17 protein-coding genes are annotated in these 14656 nt (G+C 70.2%); 10 read left to right on the forward strand and 7 right to left on the reverse strand.

All coding sequences use genetic code 11. From position 1 onward, the window contains the following. Positions 1-18 precede the first annotated feature (18 nt). Positions 19-954, reverse strand: a complete 936-nt coding sequence (locus tag BUR99_RS18215) for a LysR family transcriptional regulator (RefSeq protein ID WP_074261814.1) — start codon at positions 952-954, stop codon at positions 19-21. Between the two features lie 72 nt (positions 955-1026). On the opposite strand from BUR99_RS18215, the gene BUR99_RS18220 reads away from it, so the two are divergent. The 3 genes from BUR99_RS18220 to BUR99_RS18230 all read left to right on the forward strand — a co-directional run bounded on the left by BUR99_RS18220 (position 1027) and on the right by BUR99_RS18230 (position 3300). Next, positions 1027-1962 carry an EamA family transporter gene (locus tag BUR99_RS18220; protein WP_074261815.1) on the forward strand — a complete coding sequence of 312 codons (936 nt, stop codon included), beginning with the start codon at positions 1027-1029 and terminating at the stop codon, positions 1960-1962. A 112-nt stretch (positions 1963-2074) separates the two neighbouring features. Further along, a complete protein-coding gene (locus BUR99_RS18225; RefSeq protein WP_074261816.1) occupies positions 2075-2665 on the forward strand; it encodes a hypothetical protein in 591 nt (196 codons plus the stop codon). Next, positions 2665-3300 (forward strand): HAD family hydrolase, encoded by a 636-nt coding sequence (locus tag BUR99_RS18230; protein WP_074261817.1) that lies wholly within the window; start codon positions 2665-2667, stop codon positions 3298-3300. The genes BUR99_RS18225 and BUR99_RS18230 overlap by 1 nt, the downstream gene beginning before the upstream one ends. 116 nt (positions 3301-3416) lie before the next feature. Here the strand turns inward: BUR99_RS18230 and BUR99_RS18235 are convergent, their stop codons facing one another. Next, positions 3417-3875 carry a nitroreductase/quinone reductase family protein gene (locus BUR99_RS18235; RefSeq protein ID WP_074261909.1) on the reverse strand — a complete coding sequence of 153 codons (459 nt, stop codon included), beginning with the start codon at positions 3873-3875 and terminating at the stop codon, positions 3417-3419. Between the two features lie 101 nt (positions 3876-3976). Continuing rightward, positions 3977-4849, reverse strand: a complete 873-nt coding sequence (locus BUR99_RS18240) for an alpha/beta fold hydrolase (RefSeq protein ID WP_074261818.1) — start codon at positions 4847-4849, stop codon at positions 3977-3979. A gap of 82 nt (positions 4850-4931) precedes the next feature. On the opposite strand from BUR99_RS18240, the gene BUR99_RS18245 reads away from it, so the two are divergent. Both BUR99_RS18245 and BUR99_RS18250 read left to right on the forward strand, forming a co-directional pair. Then, positions 4932-5483 carry a TetR/AcrR family transcriptional regulator gene (locus tag BUR99_RS18245; protein ID WP_074261819.1) on the forward strand — a complete coding sequence of 184 codons (552 nt, stop codon included), beginning with the start codon at positions 4932-4934 and terminating at the stop codon, positions 5481-5483. 63 nt (positions 5484-5546) lie between these two features. Then, a complete protein-coding gene (locus tag BUR99_RS18250) occupies positions 5547-5942 on the forward strand; it encodes a hypothetical protein (RefSeq protein ID WP_074261820.1) in 396 nt (131 codons plus the stop codon). 52 nt (positions 5943-5994) lie between these two features. Here BUR99_RS18250 and BUR99_RS18255 read toward each other — a convergent pair whose 3' ends face one another. Together BUR99_RS18255 and qcrB are read right to left on the reverse strand one after the other, a co-directional pair. Next, positions 5995-7155, reverse strand: coding sequence for a N(5)-(carboxyethyl)ornithine synthase (locus tag BUR99_RS18255; RefSeq protein ID WP_074261821.1), 1161 nt, complete (start codon positions 7153-7155; stop codon positions 5995-5997). A 62-nt stretch (positions 7156-7217) separates the two neighbouring features. Beyond that, on the reverse strand, positions 7218-8729 hold the full coding sequence (gene qcrB / locus BUR99_RS18260; protein WP_234980911.1) for a cytochrome bc1 complex cytochrome b subunit: 1512 nt from the start codon (positions 8727-8729) through the stop codon (positions 7218-7220). A gap of 152 nt (positions 8730-8881) precedes the next feature. Between qcrB and BUR99_RS18265 the strand changes: the two genes are divergently transcribed. The 3 genes from BUR99_RS18265 (at position 8882) to BUR99_RS18275 (ending at position 11132) form a co-directional block, all read left to right on the forward strand. Further along, positions 8882-9487 (forward strand): dihydrofolate reductase family protein, encoded by a 606-nt coding sequence (locus BUR99_RS18265; RefSeq protein WP_234980912.1) that lies wholly within the window; start codon positions 8882-8884, stop codon positions 9485-9487. 73 nt (positions 9488-9560) lie between these two features. Further along, on the forward strand, positions 9561-9890 hold the full coding sequence (locus tag BUR99_RS18270) for a YciI family protein (RefSeq protein WP_074261823.1): 330 nt from the start codon (positions 9561-9563) through the stop codon (positions 9888-9890). Positions 9891-9899: 9 nt separating this feature from the next. Then, on the forward strand, positions 9900-11132 hold the full coding sequence (locus BUR99_RS18275) for an RNA polymerase sigma factor (protein ID WP_074261824.1): 1233 nt from the start codon (positions 9900-9902) through the stop codon (positions 11130-11132). A 13-nt stretch (positions 11133-11145) separates the two neighbouring features. Here the strand turns inward: BUR99_RS18275 and BUR99_RS18280 are convergent, their stop codons facing one another. Continuing rightward, on the reverse strand, positions 11146-11496 hold the full coding sequence (locus tag BUR99_RS18280; protein ID WP_074261825.1) for a metallopeptidase family protein: 351 nt from the start codon (positions 11494-11496) through the stop codon (positions 11146-11148). Between the two features lie 107 nt (positions 11497-11603). Here BUR99_RS18280 and BUR99_RS18285 point away from each other — a divergent pair, with 107 nt between their 5' ends. Together BUR99_RS18285 and BUR99_RS18290 are read left to right on the forward strand one after the other, a co-directional pair. After that, the gene (locus BUR99_RS18285; protein WP_074261826.1) at positions 11604-12164 is read left to right on the forward strand and encodes a DUF1697 domain-containing protein; all 561 of its coding nucleotides are present in this window, start codon (positions 11604-11606) and stop codon (positions 12162-12164) included. Then, positions 12154-13329, forward strand: a complete 1176-nt coding sequence (locus BUR99_RS18290; RefSeq protein ID WP_074261827.1) for a low temperature requirement protein A — start codon at positions 12154-12156, stop codon at positions 13327-13329. Before BUR99_RS18285 ends, BUR99_RS18290 begins: the two co-directional genes overlap by 11 nt. Here the strand turns inward: BUR99_RS18290 and BUR99_RS18295 are convergent. Further along, positions 13313-14554: an ROK family transcriptional regulator gene (locus tag BUR99_RS18295; protein ID WP_084184139.1), complete on the reverse strand. Its 1242-nt coding sequence runs from the start codon at positions 14552-14554 to the stop codon at positions 13313-13315. The two genes, BUR99_RS18290 and BUR99_RS18295, sit on opposite strands and share 17 nt — an antisense overlap. Positions 14555-14656: the final 102 nt, after the last annotated feature.

Here is a 14656-nt window from a genome sequence, read left to right on the forward strand (position 1 = left end):
TGCCAGCGTCAACCTGCGTCAGTCGCCGGCGTGGCCGACCGCGACCTCGCGGATCGCATCGAGCACCGTCTGCAGGGCCGGCGAGTCGGCCTGGCTGCGGCGGTGCACCGCCGAGACGCCACGGGTCGACGCCGGGCGCACGGTCGGGATGGCCACGAGATCGGGATGCAGCGGCGGCCGCCCCATGCGCGGCACGAGCGCGACCCCGAGGCCCGCGCGCACGAGCTCGAGGTGGTTCTCGAACTCCATCGACTCGTGCACGATGCGCGGTGCGTTCGAGACGCCGTCGAACAGTCGCCGCAGCCACTGCCGGCAGATCGTCGAGTCGAACGTCGCGATCCACTCCTCACCGGCGAGGTCGGTCGGGGTCAACTCGGTGTGGCCCGCGAGCGCGTGGTCGCGCCGCACGATCACGTCGGCGACGTCGGTGAACAGGGGCGTCTCGACGAGGTGCTCGGGCATCGCGAGAGCCACCCCGCCCCAGCGGTGCACGATGCCGAGGTCGCGCTGACCCGACGCGACGAGCGCGATGGTCTCCCACGGCTCGCTCTCGCGGAGCGGCACCCGCAGCTCGGGATGCTCGTCGCGCAGGCGCGGCAGCACGTCGACGAGGATGCCGCGCACCGCGGTGGAGAACGCACCGATGCGCACCTCGCCGGTGACCCGGCGCTCGGCGTTGCCGGTGCCGCTGCCGCCGGCGAGGTGCAGGTCGGCCTCGATGCGCTCGAGGTCTGCCAGCACGGTCGCCGACGAGGTCACGAGGTGCCGACCGGCATCCGTCAGCACGACGCCGCGACCCACCCGTTCGAGCAGCGCGATGCGGGTGCCGCGTTCGAGCCGCTTGATCTGCTGCGACACCGCCGACGGCGTGAAGCCGAGCGAGTCCGCCGCCGCCGCGACGCTTCCGTTCGTGGCCACCGCTCGCAGCGCGACCACGGCTTCGAGATCGATCATGCAGCGATGCTACCGAATCAGGCAGACAAATGATCGCTGGTGTTTCCGGATGCCGCGGGCGATCGTGGAACCATGACGAGACGCGACATGCTGCTGGCCGCCGCCGTGGCAACCCTGTGGGGCTTCAACTTCGTCGTGATCGACTGGGGCATGGCGGGCATCCCGCCCCTGTTCTTCGTCGCCGTGCGCTTCGGCGTCGTCGCGCTCGCAGCGGTCGTCGTGCCGCGCCCGCTCGCGAGCTGGAAGACCGTCGTCGGCGTCGGGCTGTTCATGTGCCTCGGGCAGTTCGGCCTGTTGTACACGTCGATCGCGCTCGGGCTGCAGCCCGGCATCGCGGCCCTGCTGCTCCAGGCGCAGGTCGTGCTGACGATCGTGGTCGCGGCGCTCGCCCTCCGCGAGCGCCCCACGCGCATGCAGACGATCGGCGTGCTCGTCGGCACCGTGGGACTCGGCGTCGTGGCATTCGGTCGCGGCGGCGACGCACCCGCACTCGCCGTCGTGCTGTGCCTGCTCGCGGCGCTCTCATGGTCGATCGGCAACGTCATCTCGCGCCATGCCGGTGCGGTCGCGCCGGCGAAGCGACTCGGCGCGCTGTCGCTGACGGTGTGGTCGTCGCTCGTGGTGCCGCTGCCGGCCCTCGGCCTGTCGGTGCTCATCGAGGGGCAGGATGCGATCGCCGCCGGCATCGCGGCGTTCGGCTGGCGGCCGATCGTCTCGACGCTGTACACGGCGGGGCTCTGCACGCTCGTCGGCTACGCGATCTTCAACGCGCTGCTCGCGCGCAACCGCTCCGCCTCGGTGGTGCCGTGGGTGCTGCTCGCACCGGTCGTGGCGATGGCGTCGGCCGCGCTGCTGCTCGGTCAGATCCCGAACCTCTGGGAGACGATCGGCGGACTCGTGCTCGTCGGCGGCGTGTTCATCGCGAACGCCCCGGGGCGGCGACGCCTGGGTCCTCCACCCCTGAAATGGGGCACCTCCGTGCCGCATCGGCGCATTCCCGCGGCGTAAGGTCGCGGGTGGCCCGGTGCTGCGTTCGGCGGTGCTCGGGTCGACGAGCGAGCCCTGCGCTGCGCCGTGGGGATGACCAACGAGCGAGGCCCGCGACTCGTAGGCTGGGAGCGTGCCCCGACTTCACGCCGAGCCCGACCTCTCCAAGTGGGTGCCCATCACGGACTCCCTCGGATTCCGCGGACGCCGCCACCGCAAGGCGGCGATCGGGATGCTCCTGTCGCAGGCGAAGGGACCCGACGCCGCACCGACCCGCGCGGGCGGCGGCTTCAGCGCCTGGGCGATGAGTCAGGCCGTTCCGTTCCTGATGCGCAAGGCCGCGGGCCGGGTGCTCGTATGGGTCTGGAAGGCGGAGCCCGAGCTGCTCGTCGTGATGGCGCAGGTGCAGGAAGCGACACCGCAGCTGCGGATGGCGCGCGCCTCGATGCCGATCGAGTACGACGACACCGAGGAGTTCCGCGGCAACTACCTCGGCATCGGGGAAAAGCTCGCGATGCCGCTGCCCGAGGGCGGTCGCCCGCCGTTCGCCACCTACACGTGGGATCTCGGCACGCACTTCGTGAGCGTGACGGCCGTGTGCAGCGACCGTGAGCGGTTCGGCACCGTCGTCGGAGCCGTCGACGAGCTCGCGCGCGGCCTTCGCGTCGTCGACGATCTCACGGTCGGGGATTCGGCGCCCGTGCTGCGGATCGACCCGGCCTGATGATTCGCGTCGTGCTGTTCGACCTCGACGGCGTCATCCGACACTTCGATCCCGATCACCTGGCCGACATCGAACGCCGGCATGGGCTCGCTGCCGGCACGATCGCAGGCATCGCCTTCGCGAACCCACTGATCGAGGAGGTCACGACCGGGCGCATCACCCGAGCCGAATGGGTGCGCCAGGTCAGCGAGGCGGCCGGAAGCGCACCGGCCGCCGAGGAATGGGGAGTTCAACCCTCGGTCGTGGACGAGTCGCTCTTGGCTCTGTCCGACGAGATCCGCAGCTTGGGTCTCACGACGGCGGTGCTCACCAACGGCACCGACACGATTCCAGCCGAGATCGCCGCGCTCGGCATCGCCGACCGGTTCGATGCGATCTTCAACTCGGCCGACATCGGTTTCGTGAAGCCCGACGTGCGCGCGTTCGGACACGTCCTCGACGCACTCGAGGTGACGGGCGCAGAAGTGTTCTTCACCGACGACACCGCCTCGAAACTCGTCGGCGCCGACCGTCTCTCGATGTGCACCCACGTGTTCGCGGGCGTCGAGGACCTTCGCGATCAGCTCATCGCGGCAGGCGTCGGGGTTCGACGTATGCCAGTTGCCCCTCATCGCGAGCCCGAACAGCTCCGCTGAGGCGGAACTGGCATGCCGATCTCGCGAACAGGCTCGTCTCACGGGCGGGGTCGACAACGACGACGACAACGGATGTCGGGCGGTTCGCGACAACCCAATCGGCTGGATGGCGCGCGTCACTCCCGGTGCGGGGTCAACCGGATCACCGGGATCTCGCGGTCGGTGACGCGCTCGTACTTCGCGAACCCAGGCGCCACGGCCGTGATCTTCTGCCAGGCCGCATCGCGCTCGGCGCCGTGCAGCTGGTCGGCCGTGACCTCGACCCGCCGACCGGCGTACTCGATGCGCACCCGATCGGGGTGGGCCGCGATGTTGTAGTACCAGGCCGGGTTGCGGGGTGCGCCGCTCGCCGAGGCCACGATGAGTCGGGTGCTGCCCAGGCCGGGGAACCAGCGCACGGGAGTCATCCGCTCTTCGCCGGTCTTCTTGCCGACGGTCACGAGCACCAGCTTGTTGCCGCTCCGGTCGCCCTTGCGACGCAGCCGCTGCGCCATTCGCAGGTTCGCCCAGCGCTCGAGCCGGTTGCGTCCGGGCTGGCGGGCTCCGCGGGTTCCGTTCGCCGTGTCGAATGCCATGACGTTCGCCTCCCTGAGGTGCGATGCGTACGTCAATCATCCCGCGTTCCGGCGCCCACGGCCCCGGATTTCTGAGGATCGGAACGAGCGGAGGAACCTCGTCAAGCGGATGCCTCGGCCGCCACGAAGTGCTCGAGCACGAGCTCGGCAACGGCGTCGGGAGCGTCGTCGGTGATGAAGTGCGCGGCCCCGTCGACGAAGGCGAAGTCGAAGCGGTCGGCGTAGCGGGCCGGGTCGCCGCTGAGCCGCCGCACGAGCTCCTCGGGGAACGGGCGATCGAGTCGCCCGAAGACGCAGAGTGTCGGCGGCTGCAGGCGCTGCTTCCGGTAGACGCCGCGGGCGATACGAGTCGCCTCGGGCACCGCCATGTGCCGGAAGATCTCGCGCACGGCGCCGTCGATCTCGGGGCGCTGCATGGGGGCGAGGTAGGTCTCGACCGTGCCGGGCGGCATCGGCTGGGCGACGTGTGCCGGGTCGAACAGCCCGGCGACGGAGCGGCCGGGTCGGTGCCAGACGAGCGCCGGCATGTGTCGGAGGCCGCTCATCATCTCGGGGCCGAACGACATGAACGGCGGCGGCACCGACAGCATGACCAGCGCCTCGACCCGCTCGGGATGCCGGTAGGCGAACTGGAAGCCGGTGATGGCGCCCATGTCGTGGCAGTCGAGCCGGACCCGATCGAGCCCGAGCGCGTCGAGCACGCCGATCAGGTCGTTCAGGCAGGTCTCGCGCTCCATGCGCAGATTCGCGGCGACGGTCCATCCGCTGCCGCGCTGATCGGGGCAGTACACCCGGTACCGCTCGGCGAGCATCGGCGCGATCGCCCGCCACTGCCACCAGTGCTGCGGAAAGCCGTGCAGCATCACGACCGGATCGCCGTCGCGGTCGCCGGTCACGGCGACGTGCGTGGCGAGCCCCGGCGTCGTGACCGTCAGGTGTTCGAATCCGGATGCCTCGGGCATCTGCGTGTCCATGACGACCTCCTCATCGGAGTCGATTACTATGTTCGTAGTAGATCTACTATGAACATAGTACGACCGCGATCGAGAGGTGTCCATGGCCGCGACGAAAGAGCGTGCACTCGAGGCGGCGGTCGAGCTGCTCGGCACCGAGGGCGTGCGGGCACTGAGCCACGCGCGCGTCGATGAACGGGCGGGCCTGCCCGCAGGGTCGACGTCGAACTGGTTCCGCACCCGGCGGGCGCTGCTGGCCGGCCTCATCGACTGGATGGCCGAGCGCGAGCGCGCCGACTTCGCCCCGTCGCTGCTCGAACACCCGACTCCCGACATGATCGTCGAGGGACTCTGCGCGGTGATGCTCGCGCAGACCGGCCCGTTCGCGGCCCGGACCCGGGCGCGCTACGCGCTCTTCCTCGAACTCTCCGCCGACGACGAACTGCTCGCACCGCTCTCCCGCCAGCGTCGCGAGTTCGAGCAGTGGACCGACCGACTCGTCGCCGAGGCCGGCATCCCCGACCCCGTGCCCGCGGCGCGCGCCCTCATGGCGCTCGGCGACGGGCTGATGCTGCACCGGCTCACCGTCGACCCCGGGCTCGACGTGCGTCCCGCCGTCGAACGTGCCGTGCGCGCACTCGCGGCGACTGCCTGAACCGGCGTTGACGCGCCGCCGACGCGGGCGTAGACCTGAGGCATCCGAGAAAGAGGTGCCGCCATGGTGAAGGATCTGCTGATCATCCTCGAAGACCAGCCCGGCGAGGGGGCCCGGCTCGGCGAGGCGCTCGGGCGCGCGGGGGTCAACATCGAGGGCCTCTGCGCGATCATGGAGGGCGGTCGGGGCACCGTCCACATCCTCGTCGAAGACGTCACCGGCGCCAGGGCGGCGCTCGAGGGCGCCAGCATCAGGGTCGACGCCGAGACCGACGTCATCGTCAGTCCGGCACTGCCGGACCCCGACCTCGACACGCCGGGCGTCTTCGGCGGGATGGCGCGCGCACTGGCCGACGCCGGCATCAACATCTCGCTCGCCTACGTGGCGTCCAGGAACCGCGTCGTGCTCGCGACGGACGACAACCAACGGGCCACGAAGCTGCTGCAGTCGATGATGTAGCGGGCCCGGCTGCGCGCCTCCGGATTTCGTCGCGTCGTCAGGCGCGACGCCGTCAGGCGTGCGGCGGGTACGGGTACTCGGGCGAGCGCCCCTGGAACTGGAGGATCGCCTCGTTGCGGATGCGCCCGCCCTCGATCTCGATCGCGCGGTCGATGGTGTCGGACTCCGCCCAGGCGTCCGGGCCCTCCATCACGGTGCGGAGGAACGGCATCAGGGCTTCGCTGATCTCCCAAGTGGCGGAGTTCCACAGGAACGACGGGCTGTGGTCGACGGCGTAGTAGTTGATCGAATCACCGACCGTGAACATCGGGTCGGTGAACGACGTCGGCCGCGCCCACTCGAATCCCATGCCGGCGTCGATCGAGACGTCGATGATGAGGCTGCCGGGGCGGAATGCCCCGACATCCTCGGTGCGGAGGTAGGTGAGCGGTGCGTTCGGATCCTGCAGGGTGCAGTTGACGACGATGTCGTGCGCCGCGAGGAACGGGGCGAGCGCGAGCGGCCCGTCCTCGGTGTTGACGGTGCTCAGGAACGGAGCGTCGGGGTCGTGCTCGAACTGGATGATGTCGATCGACGGGATCGGCGACCCGACGGCGGCGGTGTCGCGGTTGGTCAGCACGCGCACGTCGTGGATGCCGTGGGCGTTCAACGCGGTGACGGCGCCGCGAGCCGTCGCGCCGAACCCGATCACCACCGCGTTGAGCCGCCGCCCGTAGTCACCCGTCGAGCCGCACAGCTGCAGGGCGTGGAGCACCGAGCAGTAGCCCGCCATCTCGTTGTTCTTGTGGAAGACGTGCAGCCCGAATCCCCCGTCGGACTTCCAGTGGTTCATGGCCTCCCACGCGATGAGCGTGAGGCCCTTGTCGATGGCGTACTGCGTCATGTCCCGGTCCTGCACGCAGTGCGGCCAGCCCCACAGCACCTGCCCGTCACGGAACTCGGCGAGGTCGGAGGCGAGGGGTTTCGGCAGCACGACGACGTCGGCCTCCGCGATGATCGCCTCGCGCGACGCGATCGCGCCGACCAGCGGAGCGAGCTGCTCGTCGGAGATGCCGAAACTCTCGCCGTAGCCGCGCTCGAGCATCAGGTTCGACCGCAGGTCGGCGTCGATCCGCTCGAAATGCGAGGGATGTATCGGCAGTCGCCGCTCGTCGACCTTGCGCGAGGTGACCAGCACACCGAGTGCGAGGAGTGAGGGGGTGGGCGTGCTCATGGTGGCCTCCAGTTGTGCGGGCTGTGGCCGGTGTCGGCTCTGCGCTCGCTCACCGGCATCCGTCATGGCAGATGCGAACCAACGGGTGAGCCGCCGTCTGTCGAACCGGCGTCCTGCTCTGAGGCTACCCCGCCGAGCAGGACTCTCCAGCGTTCGTCGGGGTTCAGGGGCTCGTGCACCTCGATGTACTCGCCGCCCGGCAGGCGCACGATGCGCCCGGTCTCGAACCCGTGCAGCAGCACGTCGCGGTCCTTCAGCTGCAGGCCGAGGCACACCCGTCGGGCCAGCGCGAAGGCGACGGCCGGTCCGACGATCAGCACGATCTGCAGTGCGAGCACCACGCCCTCGATCGTGAGGCTGAAGGCGTCCGCGATGAGGTCGGCACTGCCGGCGACCCAGAGCGTGGCGTAGAACCCGATGCCCGCGACACCGATACCCGTTCTCGTCGGGGTGCTCCTCGGCCGATCGAGCAGGTGATGTTCGCGGTGGTCGCCCGTGATCCGCTCCTCGATGAACGGATACACCGCCACGGTGAGCAGGAAGAGCCCGATCACCGCCAGCGGGGCGATCACGGCGAGCGTCCAGGTGCGGTCGAACGCGACGAACTCCCACCCCGGGGGCACGAGCCGGAGCGCCCCGTCGAGGAAGCCGGTGTACCAGTCGGGCTGGCTGCCGGCGCCGACGTCACCGGGCGATGCCGGCCCGTACAGCCAGATCGGGTTTATCGTGACCGTCGCGGCGATGAGCATCAGCGAGCCCGAGACGATCAGGAGGAGACCGCCCGCGCGGGCTGCGGCGTTCGGGAAGAGCGGCATGCCGACGACGTTGGCGCCGGTGCGCCCGGGGCCGGCGAACTGCGGCGGCTGGTGGCGGGCCAGCAGCGCGACGCGCACCACGAGGAGCGCGATCATCGCCGGTACGACCGCGAGGTGCAGCGGGTAGAGCCGCTCGATGATCTCGCCCGGGAACTGGCCGCCGAACAGCAGGTCCTTCATCCACGTGCCGACGACGGGGATGCCGAGCGTGATTCCCTCGACGATGCGCAGCCCCGTGCCCGAGAGCATGTCGTCGGGCAGCGCGTAGCCGCTCCATCCGCCCACGAGTGCCGCGATGAACAGCAGGAACAACAGCACCCAGCCCGCGCGTCGCGGCCGGCGGAACGCCCCGGTGAAGAAGGTGACCAGCAGCTGCGCGAGCAATGCCGCCGGAAGCAGGAGCGCGGCCCAGTGGTGCGCCTGCCGGAGCGCCAGTCCGCCGGGCACCTCGAACGTGACTCGCATGGTCGAGGCGAACGCCTCGGAGACCTGCGCGCCGTGCAGCGTGGGATAGGCCCCCTCGTAGACGACCGTCGTGCCCGACGGCGTGTAGTGGAACACCAGCACCACGCCAGTCACGGTGATGACGGCGAGGCAGGCGAGCGCGACCACGCCGAACAGGTTCGACCAGTGCAGCGGCACCGCCCGGTGACGCAGCTCCTGCATCGCGGCCGAGGCGCGCCGGCCGATCGTCGTCTGCGACAGGCGCTCGCCCATCCGCCCCGTGAAGTCCGTGCGTGGTTCCCGTGCGACGGTCACGTCGTCTCCTTTCGAGCCTTCTGCACATACGACACGGCAGGGCCCCGAATCGTGACAGATCGAGCAACTTCCGCCCGAGGTGTCCGATCGGGTGCACCCTGTTCGTAGCAAGGGTGAGCGGCCGCCCACGAGGGGCGGTCGGAGAAGGGACCATGATCATGAAGCTGATCACCAACACCCAGATCACCGTCGACGGCGTGATGCAGGCCAACGGCGGCAACAACCCGGAGTTCGACCCGGGGTTCGAGCGCGGCGGGTGGGCCATCCCGGTCGGCGACGAGGAGTCGACCGGCTACATCGGCGACTACTACCGGCGCGCCGACGCGTTCCTCTTCGGGCGCCGCACCTACGAGCTCTTCGCCGGGTATTGGGGCGTGCAGGACGACTTCGACAGCCCGTTCGTGAGCTCGCTGAACTCGCGCCCGAAGTTCGTCGCGTCGAACACGATCACCGACCCGCAGTGGGCTGACACGACGGTGCTCTCCGGAGACCTCGAGGCCGCGGTGCGCGAGCTGAAGGCACGACCGGGCGGCGAGCTGCAGGTGCACGGCAGCGGGCAGCTCATCCGCTGGCTGCTCGAGCGCGAACTCGTCGATGAGATGACGCTGATCGTCTGCCCCGTGATCGTCGGCGCCGGCACTCGACTCTTCCCCGATGAGGGCAAGGACTTCGCACTCGAGCTGCTCGAGTCGCGCACGTTCCCGACCGGCATCATCGCGCAGACCTACCGGCCCGCAGGCCGTCCGCAGTATGCGTAGCCGCGCGGCCCGCGTGGCCGTACCCCGGCCCAGCAGTCCAGAATGTCCCTGACCCGCATCGTGGAGGTGTGAGATGCAGTACCTGGTTTCCGTGATCGACGACAAGACCGACTCCGGCACGGAGGAGGAGATGGTGGCGATCCGGGCGTTCAACGAGCGACTCCGAGCGGGCGGCCACTGGGTGTTCGCCGCAGGCCTCGCGGCACCCGAGACGTCGACGGTCATCGACGCCCGCGGCGAGGAGCCCGTGTTCACCGACGGCCCCTTCGTCGAATCGAAGGAGCACATGGCCGGGCTCTGGATCATCGAGGCACCCGACCTCGACGTCGCGCTCGAGCTCATGACCGCCGGCTCGAAGGCCTGCAACCGGCGGCTCGAGGTACGACCGCTCCTGTTCGTGTGAGCAGGCCGCGTGAACCCCGTCGACGCGCGCGAGGCGATCACGCTGGCGCACTTCGCCGAGTGGGCCCGCGTGGTCGCGTCGCTCGCGAGGCGCTTCGGCGACCTCGACGTCGCCGAGGAGGCGGCGGCCGAGGCCTTCGCCACGGCGGTGGAGCGGTGGCCGGTCGACGGCGTGCCGCCGAACCCGGGTGCGTGGCTCACCACGACCGCCAACCGCAGAGCGATCGACCGTATCCGGCGCGAGCACAAGCGCCTCGACAAGCACCGGGAGGCGATGCTGTTGACCGACGACACACCGCCCGAACCGCTCGGAGCCATCGACGACGACCGACTGCGCCTGATCTTCACGTGCTGCCACCCGGCACTCGCGATGGAGGCACGGGTCGCGCTCACCCTCCGCTTGGTCGGCGGACTCACCGTGCCCGAGATCGCCCGCGGGTTCCTCGTGCAGGAACCCGCCATGGCTCGGCGCATCACCCGCGCGAAGGGCAAGATCGCGGCAGCACGCATCCCGTACCGCGTGCCCTCAGCGCAGGATCTGCCGGCGCGCATCACCGGCGTGCTCGCGGTGCTCTATCTCGTCTTCAACGAGGGCTACCTGGCGACCGGCCCCGACACCGACCCGGTTCGGGCCGACCTGACCGCCGAGGCGATCCGGCTGACGCGCTTGATCCGCATGCTGCTTCCGGGCGACGGCGAGGTGGCGGGCCTCCTGGCGCTGATGCTGCTCACCGAGGCTCGTCGCCCCGCCCGCGTCTCGACAGCCGGCGAGCTCGTGCCGCTCGGCGAACAGGACCGCGGCCTGTGGTCTGAGGCACTGATCGACGAGGGCCATCGCCTCGTGCGCGAGCGCCTGGCATCCGGAGTCGCGCCCGGCCGCTACCAACTGCTCGCGGCCGTCAACGCCGTGCACACCGACGCGCGAGACGCCCGGGACACCGACTGGTCGCAGGTCGTCGCGCTCTACGACCAGCTGGTGCGCCTCGACCGCTCGCCGATCGTCGCCCTCAACCGCGCGATCGCCGTCGCAGAGCTCGACGGGCCGGATGCCGCGCTCCCGATCATCGATCGCCTGGAGAGCGCGCTGCAGGGCTATCACGCGTTCCACGCCACCCGGGCCGAACTGCTGCGCCGTCTCGGGCGGCCAGGCGAATCGCGCGAAGCCTACGACCGCGCCATCGCGCTCGCCGGCAACAGCGCGGAGATCGCCTATCTGGCCCACCGTCGCGACGACCTCGACTGAGACCGGTCGCCGCCTACGCCCAGCCCAGCTCCCCGAGCTTCGCGTCATCGAGCCCGAAGTAGTGGCCGATCTCGTGCACGAGCGTGATGCGCACGCGCGTACGCAGCGACTCGAGGTCGGCGCTGTGCGCCTGCATGTTGTTCTGGAACAGCGTGATGCGGTCGGGCAGCTCGCCGAAGCCGTAGACCCCGCGCGTCTTCAGCGGTCGCCCGCTGTACAGGCCGAACAGTCGCGGCCGCTGGTCGAGCGGCTGGTTCTCGATCAGGATCGCGACGTTCTCGACCCCGCGCACCATCTCGTCGGGCAGCGCGTCGAATACCTCGCCGACCATGCGTTCGAAGTCCTCGTCGGAGATCTCGACCATGTGCCCATTGTGCTCGCTCGCCGGGCGGGCAGGGCATGGCGGCGCATTCCCCCGCTGCGCCACGAGCGAACCGCGCGGCCGTCGTCCGCAGGTGGCATGCTCACGGTATGGAGACGCCGACGCACGTCGCACTGCTGCGCGGCATCAATGTCGGCGGCCGGAACCCGGTCGACATGGGGGCGCTCGTCGAGTGCTTCCACGCTGCCGGCTACGGCGAGGCACGCACGCACCTCCAGAGCGGCAACGTGCTGTTCACCACGAAGCGCAGCGCCGACACGAAGCTCGAAGCCGACCTCGAGCGCGCCCTCCAGCAGCGCTTCGGCTTCGCGATCCCGACGCTGGTGCGCTCGCGAGACGAGTTCGCCGCGACGATCGCCGCAGCGCCAGATGACCATGGGTCCGACCAGCTCCGCAGCGAGGTGTTCTTCGTCAAGGCGCCGCTCACGGTCGATGCGGTGCTCGACCAGATGCCCGAGCTTCGCGCCGGAGTCGACTCGATCGCCCCGGGGCCCGGCGCGATCTACTTCTCGCGCGTGAAGGCGCTGGCGGGCAAGACGCGTATCACTCGCCTGATGGCCATGCCCGTCTTCCAGCAGATGACGGTGCGAAGCTGGCGAACCGCCACTCGGCTGCGGGAACTGCTCGACGAGGCTCGAGATGAGCGCTGAGACATCCGGGCGGATCGCGGTCGCCGACCGCGATCCGTCGCGCGCGCACTGGATGGAGTTGTTCTTCGACCTCATCTTCGTGGCCCTCGTCGGTCAGCTCGCCCATCCGCTGCACGACCATCCCTCGGTCGCCGGCCTGCTGCTGTTCACCGCACTGTTCGCCTCCGTGTGGTGGTCATGGGTCAACCTGACCTTCACCGTGAACGTGATGCCGTGGCTCAGCCGTCGGCAACTGGCGCTCGTGATGCTCGCCGCGATGTTCGCGGTCGGCGCGATCGCCGTCGCCGCACCCGAAGCGACCGGCGAGCGGGCGTGGCTCTTCGCGGCGGGCAACGCGGCGCTTCGACTCGTGCTGCTCGGCCTCTGGATCACGCAGTCGTGGGGCAGCGGTGCGGCATCGCGAACCCGCCTGCTCGTCTACAACGGCGCCACGGCGCTGCTGTGGTTCGTCTCGATCTGGCTGCCGAGCCCGTGGATGTTCGCGCTCTGGGGTCTCAGCATCGTCGTCGAGGTGACGCTGCTCGTCACGAGCAGCAGCAGCTGGGCGGCTCGGGTGCTGCCGCGCATGAACACCGAGCACCTCTCGGAGCGGTTCGGGCTGCTCGTGGTGATCGTGCTCGGGGAATCGGTGCTCTCCACCGTCGGCGCCCTCAACGAGAGCTGGAACCTCGCTTCGGGCGTCGTGGGGTTGCTCGGCCTCGCCGTGATCTCACTGCTCGCCTGGTCGTTCTTCATGTACGGCACCGATGCGATGCGCGTCGGGCTCGACGAGCTGCGTGAAGCCGGCGACTACCGGGCGATCCGCGACACCGTCGGGTTCCTGCCGTTCCTCATCGTCGTCGGGGTGACCGCGGTGTCGGGTGCACTCGACAGCGCCATCCAGCATCCGGATGCACCGCTCCCCCAGGCTTCAGCCATCGCCCTCTGCGGCGGCATCGCCGTCTTCTACGGCACGAACGCCATCATCTCCCTGCGTTTCGGGCGCCCCCTGCGCGCTGTGCTCGGCTGGGCGGTCCCGGCCCTCGTGCTCACGATCGCGCTCGGGGCCACCGCGGCGTTCGTCGACGCGGCCTACGCGATCGCTGCGGCGGTCGTCGTGCTCGTCGTCATCGTCGCCACCTCGGAGGTCACCAACCGGCGCAAGCGACTCAGCGCGCCGGCGTGAGCGGCAGCGCGTCGCCGAGCACCGGAGCGAGCGCGAACCTCGCCGGCCCGAGGTACTCGCTGAGCTCGGGGCGGCCGTAGCGGATCGGCACCGGGGTCGTGCCCTTGGCCGGGTACATCTCGTACTCGTCGCGCAGCGTGCCGAGGAAGTGCGGGCCGAGCGCCGGCGCCGCACCGGCGATGACGATCTCCTCGGGGTCGAGCAGCGCCGAGCTGATGCGCAGTGCGCGGGCGAGCGCGCGGGCCCCGAAGCCCATGCGCTCGCGCGCCTCGGCGGTCGACGCCAGCAGGCTCGTGTCGTGATCGTCGAGCTCGTCGGTGTACGCGTCGCCGAGCATCGCGCTCATCGAGGTCGCCGACTCGAGGCATCCCGAGAGGCCGCACCGGCATCTGGTGCGCTCGCCCTCGTAGATCACGCGAACGTGCCCGATCTCGCCGGCCCGCCCGGTGGCGCCCGACATGAGGGTGCCCCCGTTCGTGATGGCGGCGCCGACGCCCTCGCCGAGGTGCACCACGAGCCGGATCGCGCCGTCGTCGGCATCGACCGCCTCGGTGAGCGCTTCGGCGTCGACGTCGTTCACGACGGATGCCGGTGCGCCGATCGCCTCCTCGACGATGCCTGCGAGCGGCACGCCACGCCAGCCGAGCTGCACGCTCTCGACGACGACTCCCCCGGCCGTGACCCCCGGCACCTGCACGCACGCGGCCAGCACCTGCGGTTCGAATCCCTCGGTGAGCGCACGAATCGCATCGACGACGGTCGCGACCTCCATGCCGCCGGCGACATCGAGTCGGCGGCTCGCGACGGTGCGACCCGCGAGGTCGACGAGCGCGGTGTCGATGGCGCGCGTGCGCACCACCGCGACGACGACGAGATAGGCGTCGCGCGCGATCTCGAGACGCGTCGCCCGCTTGCCGCCGGTGCTCTCGGCGCGACCGGTCTCGACGACGAGCCCCAGCGCGATCAGCTCCGCCACGAGCGACGAGGCCGTCGCCGAGGTGAGACCAGTGAGCCGCGCGATGACCGCCCGCGTGACCGGGGCGGGCTCGCGGGCGATCAGGCCGAGCGCCTTGAGCAGGTGCTCGCGCCGGATGCCCGTCTGCGCCTCGAACTGGGCGTTGCGCGCGAAACGGCGCAACAGGTCGGACTTGCGCTGCAGGCCGGCGGTGCTCACGGTCATCGTCTCCTCGGTCGTGCCGGCGGTCGCGGATGCCTGTGCCTGCACGAAGACATCTTGCCCCTTGACGCTCGGACTTGGGATCACATAAGTTCAGGGCTACTTAGTTTAGCCAGTCAACAAAGTGAGTGCCGACCGGATCTCGGCATC

The organism is Agromyces cerinus subsp. cerinus (assembly GCF_900142065.1).
Lineage (GTDB): Bacteria > Actinomycetota > Actinomycetes > Actinomycetales > Microbacteriaceae > Agromyces > Agromyces cerinus.